This window comes from Streptomyces sp. SL06, from assembly GCF_058244745.1.
On sequence record NZ_JBSYOT010000002.1, the window covers coordinates 622,980 to 643,425 of the forward strand.

The 20,446-nt window shown below is 71.4% G+C and carries 20 protein-coding genes and 1 pseudogene; 4 read left to right on the top strand and 17 right to left on the bottom strand.

The features are described 5' to 3' along the window. Nucleotides 1–9 precede the first annotated feature (9 nt). From AC4IHM_RS03160 to AC4IHM_RS03175, 4 genes are all read right to left on the bottom strand, one after another. Nucleotides 10–1,719 carry a thiamine pyrophosphate-dependent enzyme gene (locus AC4IHM_RS03160; protein WP_490865548.1) on the bottom strand — a complete coding sequence of 570 codons (1,710 nt, stop codon included), beginning with the start codon at nucleotides 1,717–1,719 and terminating at the stop codon, nucleotides 10–12. Between the two features lie 13 nt (nucleotides 1,720–1,732). After that, entirely contained in the window at nucleotides 1,733–2,614 is an 882-nt protein-coding gene (locus tag AC4IHM_RS03165) for an amidohydrolase family protein (RefSeq protein WP_490865549.1), read from the bottom strand. 142 nt (nucleotides 2,615–2,756) lie between these two features. After that, on the bottom strand, nucleotides 2,757–3,956 hold the full coding sequence (gene lhgO, locus AC4IHM_RS03170; protein ID WP_490865550.1) for an L-2-hydroxyglutarate oxidase: 1,200 nt from the start codon (nucleotides 3,954–3,956) through the stop codon (nucleotides 2,757–2,759). 39 nt (nucleotides 3,957–3,995) lie between these two features. Further along, the gene (locus tag AC4IHM_RS03175; RefSeq protein ID WP_490865551.1) at nucleotides 3,996–5,444 is read right to left on the bottom strand and encodes an aldehyde dehydrogenase family protein; all 1,449 of its coding nucleotides are present in this window, start codon (nucleotides 5,442–5,444) and stop codon (nucleotides 3,996–3,998) included. A gap of 240 nt (nucleotides 5,445–5,684) precedes the next feature. On the opposite strand from AC4IHM_RS03175, the gene AC4IHM_RS03180 reads away from it, so the two are divergent. Then, nucleotides 5,685–5,972, top strand: coding sequence for a putative quinol monooxygenase (locus AC4IHM_RS03180; RefSeq protein ID WP_490865552.1), 288 nt, complete (start codon nucleotides 5,685–5,687; stop codon nucleotides 5,970–5,972). Nucleotides 5,973–6,020: 48 nt separating this feature from the next. On the opposite strand, the gene AC4IHM_RS03185 is transcribed toward AC4IHM_RS03180, so the two are convergent. From AC4IHM_RS03185 to AC4IHM_RS03245, 13 genes and pseudogenes are all read right to left on the bottom strand, one after another. After that, nucleotides 6,021–7,049, bottom strand: a complete 1,029-nt coding sequence (locus AC4IHM_RS03185) for a uroporphyrinogen decarboxylase/cobalamine-independent methonine synthase family protein (RefSeq protein ID WP_490865553.1) — start codon at nucleotides 7,047–7,049, stop codon at nucleotides 6,021–6,023. Nucleotides 7,050–7,052: 3 nt separating this feature from the next. After that, on the bottom strand, nucleotides 7,053–7,538 hold the full coding sequence (locus AC4IHM_RS03190; protein ID WP_490865554.1) for a GlcG/HbpS family heme-binding protein: 486 nt from the start codon (nucleotides 7,536–7,538) through the stop codon (nucleotides 7,053–7,055). Next, nucleotides 7,535–8,320 carry an alpha/beta fold hydrolase gene (locus AC4IHM_RS03195; RefSeq protein WP_490865555.1) on the bottom strand — a complete coding sequence of 262 codons (786 nt, stop codon included), beginning with the start codon at nucleotides 8,318–8,320 and terminating at the stop codon, nucleotides 7,535–7,537. The genes AC4IHM_RS03190 and AC4IHM_RS03195 overlap by 4 nt, the downstream gene beginning before the upstream one ends. A 33-nt stretch (nucleotides 8,321–8,353) precedes the next feature. Next, entirely contained in the window at nucleotides 8,354–8,725 is a 372-nt protein-coding gene (locus AC4IHM_RS03200; RefSeq protein ID WP_490865556.1) for a VOC family protein, read from the bottom strand. Next, nucleotides 8,722–9,495, bottom strand: coding sequence for a fumarylacetoacetate hydrolase family protein (locus tag AC4IHM_RS03205; protein WP_490865557.1), 774 nt, complete (start codon nucleotides 9,493–9,495; stop codon nucleotides 8,722–8,724). Before AC4IHM_RS03205 ends, AC4IHM_RS03200 begins: the two co-directional genes overlap by 4 nt. Next, nucleotides 9,492–10,757: an NAD-dependent succinate-semialdehyde dehydrogenase gene (locus AC4IHM_RS03210; protein WP_490865558.1), complete on the bottom strand. Its 1,266-nt coding sequence runs from the start codon at nucleotides 10,755–10,757 to the stop codon at nucleotides 9,492–9,494. The genes AC4IHM_RS03205 and AC4IHM_RS03210 overlap by 4 nt, the downstream gene beginning before the upstream one ends. A 201-nt stretch (nucleotides 10,758–10,958) precedes the next feature. After that, on the bottom strand, nucleotides 10,959–11,879 hold the full coding sequence (locus AC4IHM_RS03215) for a VOC family protein (protein WP_490865559.1): 921 nt from the start codon (nucleotides 11,877–11,879) through the stop codon (nucleotides 10,959–10,961). A gap of 110 nt (nucleotides 11,880–11,989) precedes the next feature. Beyond that, the gene (locus tag AC4IHM_RS03220; RefSeq protein WP_490865560.1) at nucleotides 11,990–12,901 is read right to left on the bottom strand and encodes a LysR family transcriptional regulator; all 912 of its coding nucleotides are present in this window, start codon (nucleotides 12,899–12,901) and stop codon (nucleotides 11,990–11,992) included. A gap of 173 nt (nucleotides 12,902–13,074) precedes the next feature. Then, on the bottom strand, nucleotides 13,075–14,061 hold the full coding sequence (locus AC4IHM_RS03225) for a sugar ABC transporter substrate-binding protein (RefSeq protein ID WP_490865561.1): 987 nt from the start codon (nucleotides 14,059–14,061) through the stop codon (nucleotides 13,075–13,077). An 83-nt stretch (nucleotides 14,062–14,144) separates the two neighbouring features. After that, nucleotides 14,145–15,158 carry an ABC transporter permease gene (locus AC4IHM_RS03230; RefSeq protein ID WP_490870749.1) on the bottom strand — a complete coding sequence of 338 codons (1,014 nt, stop codon included), beginning with the start codon at nucleotides 15,156–15,158 and terminating at the stop codon, nucleotides 14,145–14,147. Next, nucleotides 15,155–16,201 (bottom strand): ATP-binding cassette domain-containing protein, encoded by a 1,047-nt coding sequence (locus tag AC4IHM_RS03235; RefSeq protein WP_490865562.1) that lies wholly within the window; start codon nucleotides 16,199–16,201, stop codon nucleotides 15,155–15,157. Before AC4IHM_RS03235 ends, AC4IHM_RS03230 begins: the two co-directional genes overlap by 4 nt. 109 nt (nucleotides 16,202–16,310) lie before the next feature. Continuing rightward, nucleotides 16,311–16,541: pseudogene (locus AC4IHM_RS03240) on the bottom strand (ATP-binding cassette domain-containing protein); the annotation flags it as partial. A gap of 182 nt (nucleotides 16,542–16,723) precedes the next feature. After that, on the bottom strand, nucleotides 16,724–17,287 hold the full coding sequence (locus AC4IHM_RS03245; RefSeq protein ID WP_490870750.1) for a carboxymuconolactone decarboxylase family protein: 564 nt from the start codon (nucleotides 17,285–17,287) through the stop codon (nucleotides 16,724–16,726). A 233-nt stretch (nucleotides 17,288–17,520) separates the two neighbouring features. Here AC4IHM_RS03245 and AC4IHM_RS03250 point away from each other — a divergent pair, with 233 nt between their 5' ends. From AC4IHM_RS03250 to AC4IHM_RS03260, 3 genes are all read left to right on the top strand, one after another. Next, nucleotides 17,521–17,931, top strand: coding sequence for a cupin domain-containing protein (locus AC4IHM_RS03250; protein ID WP_490865563.1), 411 nt, complete (start codon nucleotides 17,521–17,523; stop codon nucleotides 17,929–17,931). A 104-nt stretch (nucleotides 17,932–18,035) separates the two neighbouring features. After that, the gene (locus tag AC4IHM_RS03255) at nucleotides 18,036–18,995 is read left to right on the top strand and encodes a bile acid:sodium symporter family protein (protein WP_490865564.1); all 960 of its coding nucleotides are present in this window, start codon (nucleotides 18,036–18,038) and stop codon (nucleotides 18,993–18,995) included. A 161-nt stretch (nucleotides 18,996–19,156) separates the two neighbouring features. After that, nucleotides 19,157–20,317, top strand: coding sequence for a Gfo/Idh/MocA family protein (locus tag AC4IHM_RS03260; RefSeq protein WP_490865565.1), 1,161 nt, complete (start codon nucleotides 19,157–19,159; stop codon nucleotides 20,315–20,317). Nucleotides 20,318–20,446 lie beyond the last annotated feature (129 nt).

The window sequence follows — 20,446 nt, forward strand, 5'->3', positions numbered from 1 at the left end:
TCTCCTGGGTCAGCGGGTGACGAGGACGTCGACGACGGCGGTGGTGCCCTCCGCCACGGCCTTCAGCGCACGCTCCAGGGCGGGCGCGAGGGCGTCGGTGGTGTCGACGGTCTCGGTGTGCATGCCGAACGGCTCGGCGAAGGCCGCGAGGCGGGGCAGCCGGCGCAGGTCGGTGCCGAGCCACTCGCCGGTGTCGGCCGCCGCGCCCTCGGGGTAGAAGCGGCGGTGGTTGAGGTTCATCGACTTGTAGACGCGGTTGTTGAAGACCACGATCAGCAGCGGCAGATCGTAGGACCTGGCCGCGTCGTACGAGGGGATCACCGGGTTGTAGGTGAAGGCACCGTCGCCGATGGTGAGGACCACCGGGCGCTGTCTCGCGGCCAGTTTGACGCCGAGCGCGACCGCCATGCCCTGTCCGAGGCCGCCCTGGACGTAGAAGTACGAGTCGGGGGTGGCCGTCTTGAGGTGGCGCTTGACGACGCGGCTGTGCGTGATGGTCTCGTCGACGACGATGCCGTCCTGGCCGGCCAGCAGTGCGCGCAGTGTCGCGGCGACCAGTACCGGGTCGACGCCCTCGGACTGTCCGGCCTTCGCCTCGGCGGCGGCGATGGCCGTCTCCTCGGCGAGGTGGCGTTCCTCCTGTGCCGCCCGGCGGACGGCGACGGCGGCCTCGTCCAGGTCCTTCGCCCGCTTGGCGAGCTGGCGCAGGGTGTTGGCGACGTTGCCCTCCAGGTACACGTCCGCGAAGAGGGCCTGGTAGACGATGTGCGGGCGCTGCGGCACCTGGTCGATGACGACGATCTTCGCCTTCGACGGCTTCCGGCTCGGCGGATAGAAGGGGGCGCGGCAGTTGACCAGGAGGATCAGGTCGGCCTCGTCCATCCAGGGGCCGATGTCGCCGCCGGCGTGCAGCGGATGGGTGCGCGGGAAGTTGCCGCACACCGCCGAGTCGGGCTCGACGACCGGGATGTTCCAGGCCTCGGCGAAGGCGACCAGGGCCTCGAAGCCGCCGGCCTCGCGGCCCGCGGTCTCGGTGACGACGACCGGGTTCTTCGCCTCGCGGATCATCTGGGCGACCGGGTCGACCTCCTCGGGCGAGGAGTGCATCGAGCCCGGCGCCACGATGGGCTTGGCCTCGCGGCCGTCCCACTCCGCCAGGAGGGTCTCCACCGGGATGTTCAGATAGGCGGGGCCGCCCGGAGCCCGCCAGGCCAGTTCCGCGGACCGCGTGATCATCGTGGGCAGGGTGCTGATGTCGGCGGCCTCGTTGGCCCACTTGGTGAACGGCTGGGCCACGTGGTGCGGCCCGCCCACGATGGAGAGGTTGCGGTACCACTGGCCGCCCGGGTCCTGACCGGGGCCGTCGCCGTACGTGGTCGACTCCGAGGAGGCGACCAGCATCGGGACGCCGGCGAGGAGGGCGCCGTGCACCGCCATGGAGCCCTGGAGCAGGCCGGGCGCGGCGTGCAGGAGTACGCCCTGCGGGCGGCGCCTGACCAGTCCGTACCCGGTGGCCATGCCGACCGCCACCGTCTCGTGGGTGAGGTCCAGGTACTTCGGCGCGGGTTCCTGGTCGCGGTGGCGCCGGGCCAGGGATTCCCACACCGGGGCCCACTCGGACCCCGATGAGCAGAAGAGGTAGTCGGCGCCGACGGCATTGAGGGCGGAGACGACGGCGTCACCGCCGTCGGCGCCCCGCTGGTTCTTGCTGTCCGTCATCTCGTGTGTTTCCTCAGCCCTCGATCGGCCAGTTCAGGACCTCGGAGATACCGCGGCCCATGATCCATTCAAGCTCCTCGGGCGTGAAGTCCCAGTGCTTGGTGAACTGCTCGATCGTGTCGGTGTACGTGATGCCGTGGCCCAGCAGGCGGGTGATGTCGGTGCCGTAGAAGCAGCGCTGCGGCCCCATCTTGTCGACCATCTCGCGCACGTACTTCTGGATGTTGTTGTTCGGGAAGGGCTGCGTGGAGTAGCCGGGCAGCGCCGACACCTTCACGTAGATGTTCGGGTGGGCGGCCAGGTCGGCGGTCTCGGACACCCAGTAGCCGATGGCGTCGTCGACGCAGCGGGCCATGATGCCCATGTGGTCGATGATGATCTTCAGCTCGGGGTGCTTGGCGGCGATCTCGCCCAGCTCGCGCTTCCAGATCGGCGCGTGGACCATGGTGGGGATGCCGAGCTGCTCGGCGATCGGCCAGTACCAGTCGTTGGTGCCGTCGATCATCCAGTTGCGGTCCTGCGGGCGGTGGAAGGTGAGCCGGGTGCCCTTGATGTGCGGGTTCTGGGCGAAGTCCTTCAGCATCGCGGTGCCCTCGGCCTCGTTGTCCTGCGGGACGCGGGCCATGATGCCGAAGCGGTCCGGGTGGGCCTCGCAGGCCTCCAGGGCGTAGTCGATGCGGTTGCCCTCCCAGGACGGCGGAAGGATCAGCGCGCGGTTGACGCCGGCCTCGTCCATCAGCTCCAGGGCCTCCTCGTAGGAGAAGGGGTCCTCGCGGTGACCGTTGAGGCGGATGCGCTCGCGGGCGCCCGGGACCCAGGGGCGGTCCGGGGTCTCTTCCTTCCAGATGTGGATCTGGGTGTCGACGACGAACATGTCGTGGCCTCGCTCTCTCATGTGCTTCTGGAACGTTCCCGAAGAGGGGTGGTGAGGTGGTGCGACAAGAACGCTAGGCGGGCGCCGTGGCCTTGCCGAGACCCTGGGATGCAAGCTGTTGTTGCGCGGAAGTTCGCTCTGAACAGGGCGTTCTCGGCATGCGTCAGAGGTCGCCGAACACCTCGCCGACGATGTGCTCGGCGATCGCCATGGAGGCCGTGGCGGCCGGCGAGGGCGCGTTGCGCACGGCGGTGATCCGGCCCACCCGGTGGACGCGGAAGTCGTCCACGAGGGTGCCGTCCCGGTCCAGGGCCTGGGCGCGCACGCCCGCTCCGCCGCGCACCACGTCCCCGGCGCCGACGCCGGGCACATAGAGCCCCGCGTCCTTCATGAAGGCCGTCCTGGACAGGGCGCCGCGGTACTCCTTGATGCCGGTCCGCCAGTGCTGGGCCGCCATCTTCCAGGAGCCGGGGTAGGCGGCGAGGCCGAGCAGGTCGCGCGGGGAGATCCGGCCGAGTGTGTAGCCCTCCCTGGCCAGGGCCAGTACGGCGTTGGGGCCGACCTCCACCAAGCCGTCGACGCGGGGCGTGAAGTGGACGCCGAGGAACGGGTAGCGCGGGTCCGGCACGGGGTAGATCAGGCCGCGGACCAGATGCGTGCGGTCCGGCTTGAGCAGCATGTACTCGCCCCGGAACGGGATGATCCGCGGCTCGGTCCCGTCCTTGGCGAGCTTCGCGACCGAGTCGGAGTGGAGGCCGGCGCACAGGATCAGCCGGTCCACCTTCACGCGGTCCTGCCCGGACGCCACCTCGACGCCGCCGGGCACGGTGGTGATGCCGGTGACGGCGAAGCCGAGTCTGACCTCGCCGCCCGAGTCGGTGACGTCCTTGGCGAAGGCGCGGGCGATCGCCGGGTAGTCGGTGATCGCGGTGCGCGGGGAGTGCAGGGCGGCGATGCCGCCCGCGTGGGGCTCCAGTTCCCTGATCTCGTCCCCGGAGACCTTGCGCAGGTCGGGCACGTGGTTGTTCCTCGCCCGCTCGTAGAGGCTCTCCATGCGGCCCAGCTCGTCCTGCCGGACCGCCGTCACCAGCTTGCCGATCTCCCGGTAGGGCAGCTCGCGGTCCTGGCAGTACTCGCGCAGCAGCGACACCCCGCGCACACACAGGTCGGCCTTGAGGCTGCCCGGGGTGTAGTAGATGCCGGCGTGGACGACGCCCGAGTTGTGGCCGGTCTGGTGCAGCGAGACCCGCTGCTCCTTCTCGAAGACCACGACCCGGGTGCCGGGGCGCCCGAGCGCGATCTCGCGGGCCGTGGCCAGGCCCACGATGCCGGCGCCGACGATGCCGATCGTCTCGTCAGCCATCGGCGTCCTCCTTCCTGTTCTCGCCGCTCCCCCGCGTGCTCACGCGCCGAAGTGGACGGCGACGGTCTTGACGCGGGTGGAGAACCGCAGGACCTCGTCGCCCTGTTCCTTGTAGGCCGTGCCGGAGTCGCGGAAGCCGCCGAAGGGCAGGTGGACGTCCCAGCCGGTGGTGGTGGTGTTGACGGCGATCTGGCCGCACTCGGCCTCGTCGGCGAAACGGTAGGCGCGGGCGAGGTCGCGGGTGAACACGGCGGCGGCGAGCCCGAAGTCGGAGTCGTTGACCGCGTCGACGGCGGCGGTGAAGTCGTCCACGGCGCGCAGCGCGAGCACCGGGCCGAAGACCTCCTCGCGCCACAGGGCCGTCTCGGGCGTCACGTCGGCGAGGACGGTGGGCCGCACATAGCAGCCGTGCTCCCGCTCGCCCTCGGTGTCGGCCCGGCCGCCGGTCAGCACGGTGGCGCCCTGCTCGACGGCCCTGTCCACGTCGGCGAGGACGCTGTCGCGCTGCCGCGGGCTGGAGAGCGGGCACAGGGTGGTGGCGGGGTCGGTGCCGGGGCCGACCGTGAGGGTCTCGACCTCGGTGACCAGGAGGCGGGCGAACTCCTCGTACACCGGCCGCTCGACGACGACCCGGCTGGTGGCGGTGCAGCGCTGGCCGGCCTGGCCGAAGGAGGCGGCGACGACGCTCTTGGCGGCGGCGGCGAGGTCGGCGTCCCTCAGCACGACGGAGGCGTTCTTGCCGCCCAGCTCGCCCTGGAAGCGGACGTTGCGGTCGGCGAGGCGGCGGCGGATGCGGTTGCCGACGGCGTTGGAGCCGGTGAAGGTGATGCCGGTGATCCGGGGGTCGTCGAGGAGGGCCTCCTCCAGCTCGGCGGTGCGGCCGGTGACGACGTTCAGGACACCGGCGGGCAGGCCGGCGTCGTGCAGGGCGCGGGCGAGGTGCAGGCCCGACGCCGGGGTCTCGGTGGCCGGCTTGAAGACGGCCGCGTTGCCGGTCGCGAGCAGCGGGGCGAGCTTGCGGGCCGGGGTGATCAGCGGGTCGTTCCAGGGGCTGATCACCAGGATGACGCCGATGGGCTCGCGCTGGGTGTGCGTACGGGTGTCGGGGCGGGCGTCGTGCAGGAGGGTGCCGTAGCCCTGGCGGGCGAGTCCGGCGTAGTAGTCGAGGAAGTCGGCGGCCTTGCCGGCCTCGCCGCGCGCCTCGGCCAGGGTCTTGCCGTTCTCGGCGGTGACGTCGGCGGCGATCGTGTCGAGCCGCTCGCGGATCAGCCGGGCGGCGTCGGTGAAGACCCGGGCGCGCTCGAAGGGGCTGGTGCGCTTCCAGAGGGCGAAGCCCCGCTCGGCGTGGTCGTAGGCCCGGGTGACGTCCTTGGCCGACAGGGCCGGGACGCGGGCCACGGGGGTGCGGACGTCGGCCGGGTCGTGGACGTCGATCCACTCGCCGGTCGTCACCCACTCTCCGCCCAGGAGCGTTTCCAGAGTGCGCATCAGATCACTTCTTCCTTCGTCGCACCGCGGTGCGAATGACCGCGGCGCGGATGACCGTGGTCCCAGCAGTTCGGCCGTACGGGGCCGATGCGACAACACACCATGCGGGGGTCGGTTCACCAGCCCCGCGAAGGCAGGCAATGCTTGCACCGCGCGCAGGTCGGCGGGCGGTTGATCCATGCTGGAATCGGCGGGCGGACGGTGTGCACGACGCCGCCGGGAACCGAGGAGAGTCGAGACATGGCCTACGCAGTCGTCGCCCACTACCGCTGCGCCCCCGCCGACGAGGCCGCGGTGCGCGCCGCGCTGCTCGCGGCGCGGGAGGCGACCCGCGCGGAACCGGCGAACCAGCAGTACGAGGTGCACGCGGTGGCGCAGGAGCCCGGGGGCTTTCTGCTGTACGAGCGCTACGACGACGCCGCCGGGTTCGCGGCGCACAAGGCGGCGCCGCACTTCAAGGAGCAGATCGTCGAGACGGTGTGGCCGCGGCTGACGGAGCGGTCGGTGACGTTCGCCGAGGCGCTGTGAGCAGAGGGGGCCGGGGTGTCGCCCCGGCCCCCTCTCGTGTTCTCGTGCTCAGAACTCGTTGCCCCAGCAGTAGCGGGCGACCGTCTCGACCAGGACCAGCTTCCTGCGCTGGTCCTCGGCGCTCAGCAGCGGCCGGCTCGCGATGTCGGCGAAGCCGCGGGACGGGGCGACGGCGGCGTCCTCGATGTCCTTGAACTCGGCGACGGCGTCGACGCGGCTCATCACCGTGTCGATGTCCTCCGGCTCGGCCACGGTGGCGTCCACGACGCCCAGGCACACGTCGCGGTCCTCGGGCAGCGCCCGTACGAGGTCCAGTTCGGCGTCGGTGCCCTGGTCGAAGGGCAGCACCCAGCGGTCCGCCGCGATGGTGGTGTACAGGCGCTCGGCCCGCGCCCGGTCGACGGCGGCCGGGGCCCTCCAGCCGGGTGCCACGCCGAGGCGCACGCCCTCGGGGCGCTCGTCGAGGCGTACCGCCGCGGCGTCGACCGCGAGGGCGTCCTCGAAGGACAGCGCGCCCGCGGTGGCCGGTTCGGCGGCCACCTGGTCGAGCAGGAGCGGGTTGACGAGCTGGATGAGCCGTACGCCCTGGGAGACGAGCAGCGCGATCTCCGCCTGGACGATCTCGGCGAGGGCCTCGCCGAGTTCGCGGGCGGAGGCCGGCCCGAGACCGGCCTCGAAGGTGGTCGCGGCGAGATAGGCCGGGGACGGCAGCGTGGCCTTCGGGGCGATCACCGTCAGGCCGGTGAGCCGGGTGCCGTAGTCGGGCAGCAGCGGGCCGTTCGTCTTCGGCAGTGCCTCGGCGACCCAGCGGACCAGGCCGTCGGGGCCGCTCTCGCCGGTGCGCCGGAAGCCGGAGACGGTGTCGAGGACCGCGCCGCGGAAGTCCTCGCGGGGGAAGTCGCCGTCGGTGACGACGGTGGAGCGCAGCTTGCGCTGGAACACCACCGCTTCCTCGACGGCCTCGGTCGTGGCCTTGCGGAGCGCCTCGGGGTCGCCGGCGGCGCGGGCGGCGGTGAGTTCGGCGGGGCGGACGAGGCTGCCGTGGTGGTCGATGCGGTAGTTGAACGTATCCGCCATGGGTCAGTCCTTTCCGGAGTCGGAGCCGGACGGAGCGGGCGTGCCCGCGACACCCCAGGCGGCGAACTCCAGTTCGTAGCCGAGGGACGCGAGGACCTCGTCGGCGATCACCTGGTCCTCGTCGGCGGTGCCGCCGGCGATGCCGAGGCCGCCGATGATCTCGCCGTCCTTCTTGATGGTGACGCTGCCGTCGGCGGCCAGGATGGGCATCGAGGCGCCGGGCAGCTGGGAGAGCTGGGAGAAGAAGACGGGCTGGCTCTCCTGCCACTTCTTCAGCATCCTGCCGGGGCGCTGCATCACGGCGGCGGTGTACGCCTTGGCGCGGGCGATGTCGGGGGTGAGCGGGCGGGCGCCGTCCGGGCGCCGGACGGCGACGACGAAGCCGCCCGTGTCGACGACGGCGACGCTCACGGCCTTGCCGATCGACTGGGCGCGTTTGTGCGCGGCGGCGATGATCTCCTCGGCGGCGTCGAGGGTGATGTTGCTCATGCGGCTTCCTTCGGGGCGGTGAGGGTGCGGCGCAGGCGGGCGACGGCCGCGTTGTAGGGCTCGGGCGTCTCCCAGTACATGGAGTGCGGGGCGCCGGGGACGATCTCCAGGTGCGAGCCCGGCAGCAGTTCGTGGGCGCGGGTGACGGTCTTGACGCTCAGCACGGCGTCCTTCTCGCCGGCCAGGAAGGCGACCTTGACGCCGGAGGCCTGGATCTCCTCCAGGGAAGGGCCGTTGGTGTCGAGGTTGCGCAGGTCCTGCATCCTGGCGACGTTGAAGGTGCCCATCTGCTGGAACAGGAAGGTGAGGTCCGCGCGCTGGGTCTGGAAGGGCTTGGTCAGCAGGCGGTCGATGACCGGCAGCTTGACGGCCTCGGCGCGGTCGGCGGCGGCCAGTTCCGTCAGTTCGGGGTGGCTGATGCCGCCGAGGGAGTGGCCGAGGACGACGGAACTCACCCGCTCGGGCCGGGCCAGTCCGGCGCGCAGGGCGGCGACGGAGCCGATGGACTGGCCGACCAGCATGACGTCGGTGAGGTCCTCGGCCTCCAGGACCGCGACGACGTCGCCGGGGAAGTCCTGGCCGTCGAACTCGGGCATGGACGAGTCCGACTTGCCGAAGCCGCGCAGGTCGAGCGTGACGACGGTGAACTCGTCGCGCAGGGCGGCGACCTGCTGCCACCAGGCGGCGTGGTGTCCGCCGCTGCCGTGCACGAACAGGATCGCCGGGCCGCTGCCGTGGCGCTCGTAGTAGAGGGAGATGCCGTCGGAGTCGGCGAAGGGCATGGGGTGAACTCCTGAACTCCTGTGCGTGGCGGTCTAGTTGGGTCGCTTGGCGTGGTAGACCAGCTCGATCATGGTGTGGTCGGGGTCGTGGATGTAGCAGAACTTGGACTGGTTCTCGGGCCGCTGGATGGGCCGGGTGTGCCGGATGCCCAGCTCCCCCAGGTGGGCGAGGAAGTCGTCCCAGTCGTCGACCTCGACGGCGAAGTGGTAGGGCGCCATGCGCTCCATCTCCTCGACCGGTGTGAAGTGCAGGTCGAAGTTGCCCCGGGTCATCAGCACCACACGGGTGTTGGACTTGGGCATGATCCGCTTCATCCCGAAGACCTTGGTGTACCACTCGGCGGTCCGGTCGGGGTCGGTGGTGGGGAAGTTGACGTGGTGGATGTAGCGGGGTTCCGCGCTCATGACTGATTCCCTTCCAGAAGTACGGGGTTGGACAGCACACCGATGCCGCCGATCTCGACGTCCACGGTGTCGCCGGGTTCGAGCGCGCAGGTGGACTCGGCGCCCATCCAGAGCACGTCGCCGGGGTGCATGGTGATGTGCTTGGTGATCTCGACGATGTAGGCGTAGGGGTCGAAGACCATGTCGCCGGTCGGGAACTCGGCGCGCTTCTCGCCGTTGACCCTCAGCGTGGTCGTCTGGGCGAGGGCGTCAACGTCGGTCTCGATCCAGGGGCCCATCGGCTTGAACGTGTCGCTGTTCTTGCTGCGCCAGAAGGTGCGGTCCTGGTGCTGCCAGGTGCGGGCGCTGATGTCGTTGCCGATGGTCCAGCCGAAGACGGCCTTGCGGGCGTCGTCGTGGGTGGCGTGCCGCAGGGTGCGGCCGATGACGGCGACGAGTTCGGGCTCGGCCTCGAAGCGTCCGGTGACCTCGGCCGGTTTGACGACGGGCGAGAGGTGGCCGGTGAGGGCGTTGTTGGCGCGGTAGCCGACCTCGGGGCGCTCGGGTGTCTCGGCCCCCGCGTGGGCGATGTGGCGGGGGTAGTTCATGCCGACGGCGTAGAAGACGGGCGGGACGACGGGCGGCAGCCAGTGGGCGCCGGCCCGCGGGATCGCGCCGACGACATCGGGGCCGTCGGCTTCGAGCGGGGAGTGGGAGAGCAGTTCGATCTCCTCCTGCCCCACCCGGCCCCAGACGGCCCGGCCGCCGATCGAGATGCGCGCGTACCTCATGGCGCCAGCAGGTGGGAGACGCGCTTGGTGATCAGGTAGGCGTCCAGCGCCTCGGGGCCGCCCTCGCGGCCGTATCCGCTGTCCTTGACCCCGCCGGAGGGGGCCTCGTGGACGGAGCCGCCGCAGTGGTTCAGGGAGAGGATGCCGGCCTCCAGTTCGGCCGAAAGCCTCTCCGCGGTCGCGGCGGACGCGGTGAAGCCGTAGGCGGCCAGTCCGTAGGGCAGCGCGTTCGCGGTGGCGAGCGCCTCGTCGAGGTCGCCGAAGGGCACGATCGGCGCGAGCGGTCCGAAGGGTTCCTCGAAGAGGAGTTCCGCGTCCTCGGGTACGTCGGTCAGGACGGTCGGCGCGAAGAAGTAGCCCGGCCGGTCGAGGCGTTCGCCGCCGGTGAGGATCTTGGCGCCGCGGCCGGCGGCGTCGGCGGTGAGGCGCTCCATGGCCTTCAGCCGGCGTTCGTTGGCGAGCGGGCCCATGGTGGTGCCCTCGGCCAGTCCGTCGCCGACCGTCACCGCCTCGGCCGCCCTGACGAACTCGGCGGTGAACTCGTCCACGATCGACTCGTGGACGAGGAAGCGGCTCGGCGAGGTGCACACCTGGCCGGCGTTGGCCCACTTGGCCTGGGCCGCCCTGCGGGCCGCCGGCACGGGGTCGGCGTCGGCACAGACGATCACCGGGGCGTGGCCGCCCAGCTCCATCAGGGAGGGCTTCATGACCTCACCGGCCCTGGCCGCGAGGAGCTTGCCGACCGGCACGGAGCCGGTGAAGGCGACCAGGCGGACGGCCGGGGAGGAGATCAGGTGCTCGGAGACCTGGGCGGGCTCGCCGAAGACGAGGTTGAGGACACCGGCGGGCAGACCCGCGTCCGCGTAGCAGCGGACCAGTTCCATCGCGGTGGCCGGGGTCTCCTCGGAGGCCTTGATGACCAGGGAGCAGCCGGCCGAGAGCGCCGAGGAGATCTTGCGGTTGGGGCCGCCCACGGGGAAGTTCCAGGGGACGAAGGCGGCGACGGGGCCGACGGGTTCGCGGCGGACGGTCAGCACGGTGCCGGGGGCGGAGGGGATGATGCGGCCGTAGGCGCGGCGGGCGTCGTCGGCGTGCCAGCGCAGGGTCTCGGCGGTGCGCCGGGCCTCGCCGGTCGACTCGCGCAGGGGCTTGCCCTGCTCGCGGGTCATGACGCGGCCGATGTCGGCGGCGCGCTCCTCGATCAGGTCGGCGGCGGCGTGCAGGACGCGGGTGCGTTCGGCGACGGGGGTCGCGCGCCACACCTTGAAGCCCTCCGTGGCGGCGTCGAGCGCGCGGTCCAGGTCGGCGGGGGTGGCCAGGGTACCTCCCCGATCACCTTCTCGGTGGCCGGGTCGACGACGGGGGCGGTGTCTTTGGCGCCGCCCTGGCACCACTGGCCCGCGATGTACATGCGGACGGCGGGGTAGCCGTGATCGGTGGTCATGGGTGTATGCCCTCTCAGGTCAGGACGAGGCGGGGGCGTCCTGGTCGCGGTTGGTGCGCAGGGCCCAGATGTGGTGCGGCGGGGTGGTCTCGTGCACGCGGGTCTCGTAGCTGTCGTCGACCCGGTCCATGTCGGCGGCGTACTCGACGCGTCCGCCGCAGGGGGCGTGCAGGAAGCGGAAGACGTTGGAGCCGACGGTGTGGCGGCCGAGCCTGCGGGCCTCCCGCCAGCCCCGCTCGATCATGAAGTTGCCGCCCTCGATCACGTCGTCGAAGCCGGGGACCTCGTACGCGACGTGGTTGACGCCGACCTTGTCCGGGCGGTGGCACAGCAGCATGGTGTGCTGGTCGTCGTCGCCGGGGGCCTGCATGAAGACGCCCATCGGCTCGACCACGTCGGTGGGCCGGAAGCCGAGGCGGCCGGTGTAGAAGGCGACGGCCTCGTCCTTGCCGGCCTTGGCGATGTTGAGGGCGACGTGGCACATGCGCAGGGGGTGGGCGCGGGTGATCGGGTCCAGGGCGCGGTTCCAGCGGTCGACGCTGCCCAGGGTGTTGGCGGGGCGGGGTTCGACGGCCGCCGGCCTGGGCCGGGCGAGGGTGAGTCCGACGCCGAAGCCGCTCAGGTCGACGGTGTGGTGGACGCCGTCGGCGCTCTCCCGGACCTCGCGGTCACGGCCGGCCTCGGCCACCAGTCGCTCCAGTTCCTCGGCGGTGTCGACGCCCCAGACGACCTCGCGCAGGGTGGGCCCGCTCTCCACGGGGGGCGGCAGCAGCGGGCCTGGTGCGGTGTCGAGGTGGAGTGTCTGGCCGGTGAGCGTCTCGAACACGGCGTGTTCCTCGGTCCGCTCCACCTGGAAAAGACCGAAGTCCTCGAAGAACCGCACGCATGTGTCGAGGTCGTCGATGCCGTAGGTGACCGATTCGATTCTCTGGATTCCCATGGATTCCTCGTTTCCGTCTCGCCTGGTGAGCGTAGGTATACGAGTGCGGGCACCTCAATGGGCGGAGGTCCCCGGGGTTCGCAATCGTTTCTTGCGCCGTCGTCCCGCGGTCACCCGCGGCTGCCGGGCATCGGATTCTGGGCGAACCAGCCGGCGAGGAAGTCCAGGAAGACACTGACCTTGCGCGGGGTGTCCTGGCCGGGGCCGTAGATGGCGTACAGGGGCCGGTCCGGCACGGCAAGCTCCGGCAGGAGCACCTGGAGGGCCCCGGAGACGAGGTCGTCGTAGGCGGGGCGCTGGGGCAGCAGGGCGATGCCCCGGCCGTACAGGGCGGCCTTCTGCAGGGCGATGTAGGAGTTCGACGAGAAGGCGATGTTGCGGATCTTGTGCAGGGTGCTCGCGTGTCCGTGGCCGATCCGCCACACCGGGTCGTTGACGTGCACCAGGCAGTCGTGGGCGGCGAGGTCGTTGGGGTGGGAGAGGGCGCCGTGCTGCTTGACGTACTCCTCCGAGGCGCACAGCACGAAGGGCAGGGAGGAAATCTTCTTCAGCCGCACGCTGGAGTCCCGGAGGTCCCGGGTGTGGAAGGCGACGTCGAATCCGCTGTCCAGGAAATCGTAGGTACGGTCCGACATTCCGCCCAGTTCGAAACGGATCTGGATTTTCGGATGGGCGGCGGAAAACGCGGCGATGGCGTCGCCGAGATCGAGGCTGCCTATCCATTTGGGACAGATGACGCTGAGTGTGCCTTCGGCCCGGTCGTGGAGCTGGGCTATGCCGGCGTCCTCGGCCGCGATCTCGTCCAGGATGCGGGCGGCGAATTCCGCGTAGCGCTGGCCCGGCTCGGTCAGGCTCACCGAGCGGGCGGTGCGGTTTACCAGCCGGACACCCACCTGGCGTTCCAGTTCGGCGACGTGCCGGGACACCAGGGAGCCCGACGATCCCAGCTTCTTCGCGGCTCCGCTGAAGCTGCCGACCTGGGCGACGGTGACGAAGCTGTGCATGAGGAGCAAGCGGTCCATGTTTTCCTCCGAAGGCCGCCTCCCGCCCGACCGGCGTCGGTGGCGGGGAGGCAAGGGCCCCGCCGTGAGACGCGACCGTGTCCCGGCAGTGGCTCTGCCGGGGCACGGCCGGTGGTACGGCGGGATGTGCGGCTCGGACGCGGTGAGCCGGGCGCCGGTTCCCGGTGGGGGCCCTACTTCGGGCAGTACTGGGGAGCCTCGCTCAGGTTGTCCTTGGTGACCAAGACAAGAGGTATGTCGGAGATCTTGTCAACACCCTTCTTGTCGTCCAGCAGCGAGACCGTGTTCTTGACCGCGGTCTGGCCGATGGTCTCCGCCGAGTTCGCCACCGTGGCGGACAGCCGGCCCTCCTTGACCGCGGCGACGCCCTCCTCGGTGCCGTTGACGGTCACGATCTTGACGTCCTTGGCGCCGGCCGCGTCGAACGCCTTGCGCACGGCGAAGGCCATCTCCTCGTTGGCGACGAAGGCGTAGTCCAGGTCGGGGTGCGCCTGGATCATGTTCTCGGCCACGTCCTGGGCCTTGGCCGGGTTGAACATGCCGGGCTGGTTGGCGACCACCTTTGCGGTCTTCGGCAGGGCGTCCTTGAAGCCGCCGACCAGCAGGTCGGAGGCGGCGCCCGGGGCACCGGCGACGATGCCGACGCTCACGTTCTTGTCGGCCGCGTCCTTGGCGATCCACTCGGCGTCCAGGGCGCCGACCTTCTTGAGGTCGACCACGGCGGCGCCGAGCACGTCGTCCATGTCGGAGGTCGCCACGGAGGTGAGGTAGATGGGGATGCCGGCGTTCTTGGCCTTGGCTATGTCCCCCTCCAGCGCGTCGACGTTCACGGTCTGGACGATCAGGGCGTCCACGTTCCGGGCGATCATGTCCTCGATGTTGGACAGCTCGGTGCCGGCGTCCTGCTTGGAGTTGGCCGAGTAGACCTTGGCGTCCTGCGCCTTGGCCTCCTGCTCGACGGCGCGCAGCAGACAGGTGTGGAAGTGCGTGTTGGAGCCGTTGACGAAGCCGAGGGAGACGGAGCCGCCGGCGGCGCCACCGCTGTCGTTCTCGGAGCCGCATCCGGCGAGGACGAGGCCGGCCACGCCGACGAGTGCGGCCGCGGCGGTGCGACGGCGGGAACTGGCGATGGGCTTCATGGGGTCGGGCCTTTCCTGCATCGTTGAAGAGAAGGTGCTTGCGTGGGGGACGCGCGGCGAGGGGGGATGCGCGAAGGCGGGGGTGCGTGTGCTCGCGTGGCCCGCTAATGGCCCGGCGAGGACTTGCGCTGGAACTCGTTGATGATCGCCGCGACCAGCAGTACGCCGCCGGTGACGACGAGCTGGTAGTTGCTGTTGACCTGGAGCAGGTTCAGCGCGTTGGCGACCACCCCGAGCAGGATCACTCCGAAGACGGTCCCGATGATCGTGCCGCGGCCGCCGGCGAGCGACGTACCGCCGATGACCACCGCGGCGACGGCGGTCAACTGGGTCTGCAGGCCCGCGGTGTTGGGCGCGGCGGCGCCGAGCCGGGAGAGCAGCATCAGACCGGCGAGGCCGGCCAGCACCCCGGCGAGCGCGTACAGGGCGAGCTTGCGGGCGTTGACGTTGATGCCGCTGAGCCGGGCGACGTGCTCGTTGCCGCCCATCGCGAACGCGTCGCGGCCGAAGGTGGTGAAGCGCATGGTCACGCCGATCAGCGCGAGTACCAGCACCGCCACCACCGTCAGATACGGCACGCCGCCGAACTCGTCGTTGCCGAGCGAGGACATCTTGTCGCCGATGGTGACGCTCATGCCGTCGAGAACCAGCAGGGCGACGCCGTCAAGGAGCATCGCCGAGGCCAGGGTCGCGACGAACGGCGCGACCCGCGTGTATGTCACCACCAGCCCGTTGACCAGCCCGATCAGCGTGGCGAGGGCCAGACAGACGACCACGACGGCGGGCGTGGACCAGCCGCTGTGGAGCAGTTGGGCGCCGACGCACAGGGTGACGGCCGCGTTGCTGCCCATGGAGAAGTCCATGCCGCCCGCGGTCATCAGCAGGGTCAGGCCGGCCGCGATGACGGCGTTCACGCTGACCTGGCGCAGCACGTTGAGCAGGTTCTGCGAGGAGGTGAAGGCGTCGGCCTGGACGGCGGTGAACACGCACACCAGGATCAGGACGAGGACCAGTCCGCCGTGCGGGATGTGCAGCAGCCGCCCGGACCGGGAGGGTGCGCGGTGCTCGGACGGGCCGGTCGCGACGTCCGGGGAGGCGGAGGGGGTTTTGAGGCTCACTTCGGTTGACCTCCGAGTGCGGTCGCGACCAGCTCGTCGCGGGTAATGGTGGTGATGTCGTGCTCGGCGACCGTGCGGCCGGCGCTCACGACGACGACGCGGTCGGCCAGCCGCATGACCTCCTCGGCGGAGGAGGAGGCCAGCAGGACGGCGACACCGCGTGCGGCGAGGTCGTCGACGAGGGTGTGGATGTCGGCCATGGCGGCCACGTCCACGCCGTTGGTGGGGTCCTCCAGGAAGCAGGCGACCGGCTCGGTCTCCAGCCACTTGCCGAGCAGCACCTTCTGCTGGTTGCCGCCGGACAGGAGGCCGACCGGCGGGTTGCCGCTGAGGGCGACGACTCCGTAGGCGTCGCGCACGGGGGCCGCACGGCGGGCGAGGTCGGCGGCGCGGTGCAGCCTGCGCCGGGCGAAGCGGTCGCCCGCCAGCATCAGGTTCTCGTCCACGGTCATGTCCTGGACCAGGCCGAGGGAGCGGCGGTCCCCGGTGACGCAGCGCAGCCCGCCGGCGAGCGCGGCCGGTACCCGGCCGGGGGGTATCGGCCTGCCGTCGACCCGGACCTCGCCCGCGTCGGGGCGCTGCCGTCCGGAGAGCAGGTCGAAGAGCTGGGACTGCGCGTCTCCGGCGGGTCCGAGGACGGCGACGATCTCGCCCTTGCGCACCTCGACGGTGAAGTCGCGGATGGCGCGGCCGTGGCTCAGCCCGCGCACGACGAGTCCGTGCTCGTCCGCGGGCGCGGGGCGCTTCGGGCGCCGCGAGACGACGTCCCGGCCGACCATGTCGCGCACCAGCGAGGCCCGGTCCATGTCGGCGGCGGGGGCGCTGCGGACCAGGCCGCCGTCGCGCAGCACCGTGACGTGGTCGGCGATGGCCATGACCTCGTCGATGTAGTGCGAGATGTAGACGACGGCGACGCCCTCGTCGCGCAGCCGGCGCACCAGGGCGCGGACCTGGTCGGCGTCCCTGGCGCTCAGACAGGCGGTCGGCTCGTCGAGGATCAGCACCTTGCCGCCGCGGCGTACCTCCCGCGCCACCTCGACCATGGTCTGCTCGGCGACGGTGAGCGCGCCCGCGACCCGCTCGAACGTCGATGTCGATGCCGAGGCCGGACAGTGCCGCGCGGGCCTGGGCCCGTACGGCCTTCCAGTCGACGGCGCCGAAGCCCCGGGTCGGCAGGTCGCCCAGCATGACGTTCTCGGCGACGGTGAGGCCCATGGCCAGTTCGCGGCGCTGCGGCACCGAGCAGATGCCGAGTCTGCGGGCCTTGCGCACGTTCAGTCCGGCGTGCCGGTGCCCGCCCACCTCGATGGTGCCGGAGTCGGGCTGGTGCACCCCGCTCAGCACCTGGACGAGGGTGGACTTGCCCGCGCCGTTCATGCCCATCAGGGCGTGGATCTCGCCGGGGTACAGATCGAGGTCGACGCCTTTGAGCGCGGCCGCTCCGCCGAAGCTCTTGACGACGCCGTGCACGCGGACCACCGCCTCGGTGGCCTTGCCCGCCGATGTCACCGCTGTCCTGGGGCTCACCGCCGTACCTCCCTCGGGGGCCGGTTCCGTCAGGGAACTCACGGCCGTGGTCCGTCGGTCTCGGGGACGACCCGGCCGTAGCCGCGGATGTCGGGGAACGGGGGCTCCTTGTCGGCCTGGAGGTCCACCTGGAAGGTGTTCAGGCACATGCCGAGCATGGTGAAGTTGCCGAGCGCGCCGATGGTGTCGACCAGGCCCTTGGAGCCGAAGTGCTCCAGCGCGGCGGCGAAGGTCTCGTCCGAGACGAAGTGCTCCTCAAGGACCTCGCGGCAGAACCGGTAGAACGCCTGGTCCGCCGCGTCGTCGAAGACGGCCTCGCGCTTCTCGGCGATGGCCTTGACGGCGGACTCGGGGACGCCGGCCTCGATCGCCTGGTGCACGTGCGCGTTCCACGAGTACTGCGCGTCCCAGTTGCGGGCCGCCATCAGCAGCGTCAGCTCGCGCAGGTGCTTGGGCAGGCTGCAGTCGAACCGCGCGAACGCGCCGAGGGACTCGGCCCGCTCGCACATCTCCGCGCTGTGCAGCCACACCCGGAAGGGGCCGCGGACCGCACCGCGGCGGCCGGCGATGCGAGCGGCCAGTTCCTGCTGCCGCTGGTCCATTTCCTCTTCGGTGAGAACGGGGAGCCTCATCTGGCCGATACCTGCCTTTTCTTTCCGGCGTGTTTCCGCAACGAGACGAGAGCCGTGCGGTGACAGGTGACGGTACAGCCGGGCGGAAGATGCTCACCCCTCTCGGTCTGCAACGTAAACCTGCACACCGGAGGGCACCGTTCGACCGCGGGGCGACCTAACGTCGGTTCTCGCGACACGTTGGACTGGAGAGGAACCCCGGGATGACCACCATCATCAAGACCGCGTCCGTGCCCCTGCTGGACCGCGGCGGCGCCGTCATCTCGACGCCGCTGATCACCACGTCGGCGGCGGGCGGGGAGAACCGCATCACGAGCGGTATGAGCGTGTACCCGGTGGGCTCCGGGGCGCCGTTGCACTCGCACAACTGCGACGAGCACGTGACCATCCTCGAGGGCGAGGCGGAGGTGTGGGTGGACGGCGAGGTGACGAAGCTGGAGCAGTACGACACGACGTACGTGCCCTCCCCCGTCCCGCATCTGTTCCGCAATGTCGGCGACACCCCGCTGCGCATCCTGTGGGTGTACTCCTCCGGCTACGTGACGAGGACCTTCACCGAGACCGGCAAGACGGTGGAGCACCTGTCCGACGAGGACCAGATGGGCCGCGACTGACCCGACCCGGGGGCAGGGCCCCCGGTCACCGCCGCGAGCCGTCCCGATGATCACATCGCGAGACGGCTTTGCGTCGTGCCCTCCACCAGGCGTTGTCTCGCACGGTGCGAACAGAACGACCCCAAGAACTCAGCAACGACGCCACCGGCGACCGCTCCGCGCGACGCGCCGTGACCGTCTTCCCGATCCTCGTCCTCGTGGCCGGCGCCCTCGGCCTCCTGCTCCCCGGCCCCTTCTCCGGCCGGAGCGAGGCGGTGCCCTATCTGCTGGGCATCGTGATGTTCTGCATGGGCGTCACCATGACCCCCGAGGACTTCCGGGGGGTCGCGAAACGCCCCTGGGCGGTGGCCCTCGGGCTGGTCGCGCACTACGTCATCATGCCGGGGCTCGGCTGGGCCGTCGCCCACCTGCTCGGCCTCCCCCCGCAGCTCGCCGCCGGCGTGATCCTGGTCGGCTGCGCACCCAGCGGCACCGCCTCCAACGTGGTGACCTATCTGGCGCGGGGCGATGTCGCCCTGTCCGTCTCCGTCGCGACCGTCTCGACGCTGGTCGCTCCGCTGGTCACCCCGCCGCTGACGCTGCTGCTGGCCGGCGAGTACCTGCCGGTGGACGCGGGTTCCATGGTCACCGACATCCTCAAGACGGTGCTGCTGCCGGTCCTCGCGGGCCTCGTCGTACGGCTCGTCGCGGGCCGGCACGTGCAGCGGGCGCTGCCGGCGCTGCCCTGGCTGTCCGCGCTGACGATCTCCGTGATCGTGGCCGTCGTGGTGGCGGGCAGCGCGGACGCCATCAAGTCGGCCGCCGCCCTCGTGTTCGTCGCCGTCGTGCTGCACAACGGTCTCGGGCTGGCGCTCGGCTACGGCGCCGGACGGCTCGGCCGGCTCGGCGAGCCCGGCAGCCGTGCCATGGCCTTCGAGGTCGGCATGCAGAACTCCGGCCTCGCGGCCTCCCTGGCCACCGCCCACTTCAGCCCCCTGGCGGCACTGCCGGCCGCGGTCTTCTCCGTCTGGCACAACATCTCCGGCGCCCTGGTCGCCGCCTGGCTGTCCCGCCGGGGGCGGTGACGCGCGGGCGGGGGCCGGGCGAGGATCGGCCCCCGTCCGGCCCCCGCCCGGCCGCTGCGCCGTCCGTGTCGCGGCTTTGTCCTGTCAAACAGTTGACAGGCCGCGGCCCTCCGCCCAGGGTGTCCTGGACAGATCACGGACAGGTCCGAAGAGGTGCTCTCATGGTCGACGCACTCGGTGTCGCCGTCGTCGGTTTCGGCTGGATGGGCCGGGTGCACACCCAGGCGTACGCCCGCGTCCGGCATCACTATCCGCGCCTCGCGCTGCGCCCGGAGCTGGTGGCGGTCGCGGAGGAGGTGCCGGGGCGGGCCGAGGAGGCCGCCGAGCAGTTCGGGTTCGCCTCGACGACCCGGGACTGGCGCGAGGTGGCCGCCGATCCGCGCGTGCGGGCGGTCAGCATCACCGCGCCGAACTTCCTGCACCGCGAGATCGCCGTCGCGATGGCCGAGGCGGGCAAGCACATCTGGATCGAGAAGCCGGTCGGCCTGGGCGTCGAGGACGCGCGCACGGTCGCGGACGCGGTCGCCAAGGCCGGTGTGCACAGCGCGGTCGGCTTCAACTACCGCAACGCGCCCGCCGTCGAGGCCGCCCGCGACCTGATCGCAGGCGGCGGGATCGGCACCGTCACCCATGTCCGCATCCGCCTCTTCAGCGACTACGCCGCCCATCCCGAGTCCGCGCTGACCTGGCGCTACGAACGGGAACGCGGCGGCAGCGGGGTGCTCGGCGACCTGGCCTCGCACGGCGCCGACCTGGCCCGCTTCCTGCTCGGGGACATCGCGTCCCTGACCGCCGACACGGCGATCTTCCTGCCCGAGCGGGCCCGCCCCACCGCGGCCACGGCGGGACACGCACGGGCCGCGGGCGGCGAGCCAGGCGCCGTCGAGAACGAGGACTACGTCGGCTGCCTGCTCCGTTTCGCCTCCGGTGCCCGCGGTGTCCTGGAGGCCTGCCGGGTCTCGGTCGGGGAGCAGAACAACTACGGCTTCGAGGTGCACGGCACCAGGGGCGCGGTGCTCTGGGACTTCCGCCGCATGAACGAACTGGGCGTCAGCCGTGGCACGCAGTACCAGGACCAGCCGGTCAGCACGGTCTACGTCGGCCCCGGGCACGGCGAGTTCGCCGCCTTCCAGCCCGGTGCCGCCAACGCCATGGGCTACGACGACCTGAAGGTGGTGGAGGCCTACCGCTTTCTGCGCTCGATCGCGGAGGACACCCCGCACGGCGCCACCCTGGCGGACGCCGTGCGCAGCGCGGCCGTACTGGACGCGATGGCGCGCTCCGCGCAGAGCGGCGCCTGGGTCACCGTGGCGGGGGCGTAGCCGCCACGGGCGGGTCGCGGGGCGCGACCGGGCCCGCGTCAGGCCGCCGATGCCGGGCAGGGGCGGCCCATGACCGCCCGCCGGTTGTCCGCGGCGTTTGTCAGGACAACAATGACAGCGTCGCGTCGC

Bases quoted from the DNA above. Each gene is read 5' to 3' on its own strand.
- AC4IHM_RS03185 (WP_490865553.1), bottom strand. From the start codon at position 7,049: ATGGCGGATACGTTCAACTACCGCATCGACCACCACGGCAGCCTCGTC.
- AC4IHM_RS03220 (WP_490865560.1), bottom strand. From the start codon at position 12,901: ATGGACCGCTTGCTCCTCATGCACAGCTTCGTCACCGTCGCCCAGGTC.
- AC4IHM_RS03180 (WP_490865552.1), top strand. From the start codon at position 5,685: ATGGCCTACGCAGTCGTCGCCCACTACCGCTGCGCCCCCGCCGACGAG.
- AC4IHM_RS03250 (WP_490865563.1), top strand. From the start codon at position 17,521: ATGACCACCATCATCAAGACCGCGTCCGTGCCCCTGCTGGACCGCGGC.
- AC4IHM_RS03175 (WP_490865551.1), bottom strand. From the start codon at position 5,444: ATGCGCACTCTGGAAACGCTCCTGGGCGGAGAGTGGGTGACGACCGGC.
- AC4IHM_RS03225 (WP_490865561.1), bottom strand. From the start codon at position 14,061: ATGCAGGAAAGGCCCGACCCCATGAAGCCCATCGCCAGTTCCCGCCGT.
- AC4IHM_RS03215 (WP_490865559.1), bottom strand. From the start codon at position 11,879: ATGGGAATCCAGAGAATCGAATCGGTCACCTACGGCATCGACGACCTC.
- AC4IHM_RS03200 (WP_490865556.1), bottom strand. From the start codon at position 8,725: ATGAGCGCGGAACCCCGCTACATCCACCACGTCAACTTCCCCACCACC.
- AC4IHM_RS03195 (WP_490865555.1), bottom strand. From the start codon at position 8,320: ATGCCCTTCGCCGACTCCGACGGCATCTCCCTCTACTACGAGCGCCAC.
- lhgO (WP_490865550.1), bottom strand. From the start codon at position 3,956: ATGGCTGACGAGACGATCGGCATCGTCGGCGCCGGCATCGTGGGCCTG.
- AC4IHM_RS03160 (WP_490865548.1), bottom strand. From the start codon at position 1,719: ATGACGGACAGCAAGAACCAGCGGGGCGCCGACGGCGGTGACGCCGTC.
- AC4IHM_RS03205 (WP_490865557.1), bottom strand. From the start codon at position 9,495: ATGAGGTACGCGCGCATCTCGATCGGCGGCCGGGCCGTCTGGGGCCGG.
- AC4IHM_RS03165 (WP_490865549.1), bottom strand. From the start codon at position 2,614: ATGAGAGAGCGAGGCCACGACATGTTCGTCGTCGACACCCAGATCCAC.
- AC4IHM_RS03235 (WP_490865562.1), bottom strand. From the start codon at position 16,201: ATGGTCGAGGTGGCGCGGGAGGTACGCCGCGGCGGCAAGGTGCTGATC.
- AC4IHM_RS03260 (WP_490865565.1), top strand. From the start codon at position 19,157: ATGGTCGACGCACTCGGTGTCGCCGTCGTCGGTTTCGGCTGGATGGGC.
- AC4IHM_RS03190 (WP_490865554.1), bottom strand. From the start codon at position 7,538: ATGAGCAACATCACCCTCGACGCCGCCGAGGAGATCATCGCCGCCGCG.
- AC4IHM_RS03245 (WP_490870750.1), bottom strand. From the start codon at position 17,287: ATGGACCAGCGGCAGCAGGAACTGGCCGCTCGCATCGCCGGCCGCCGC.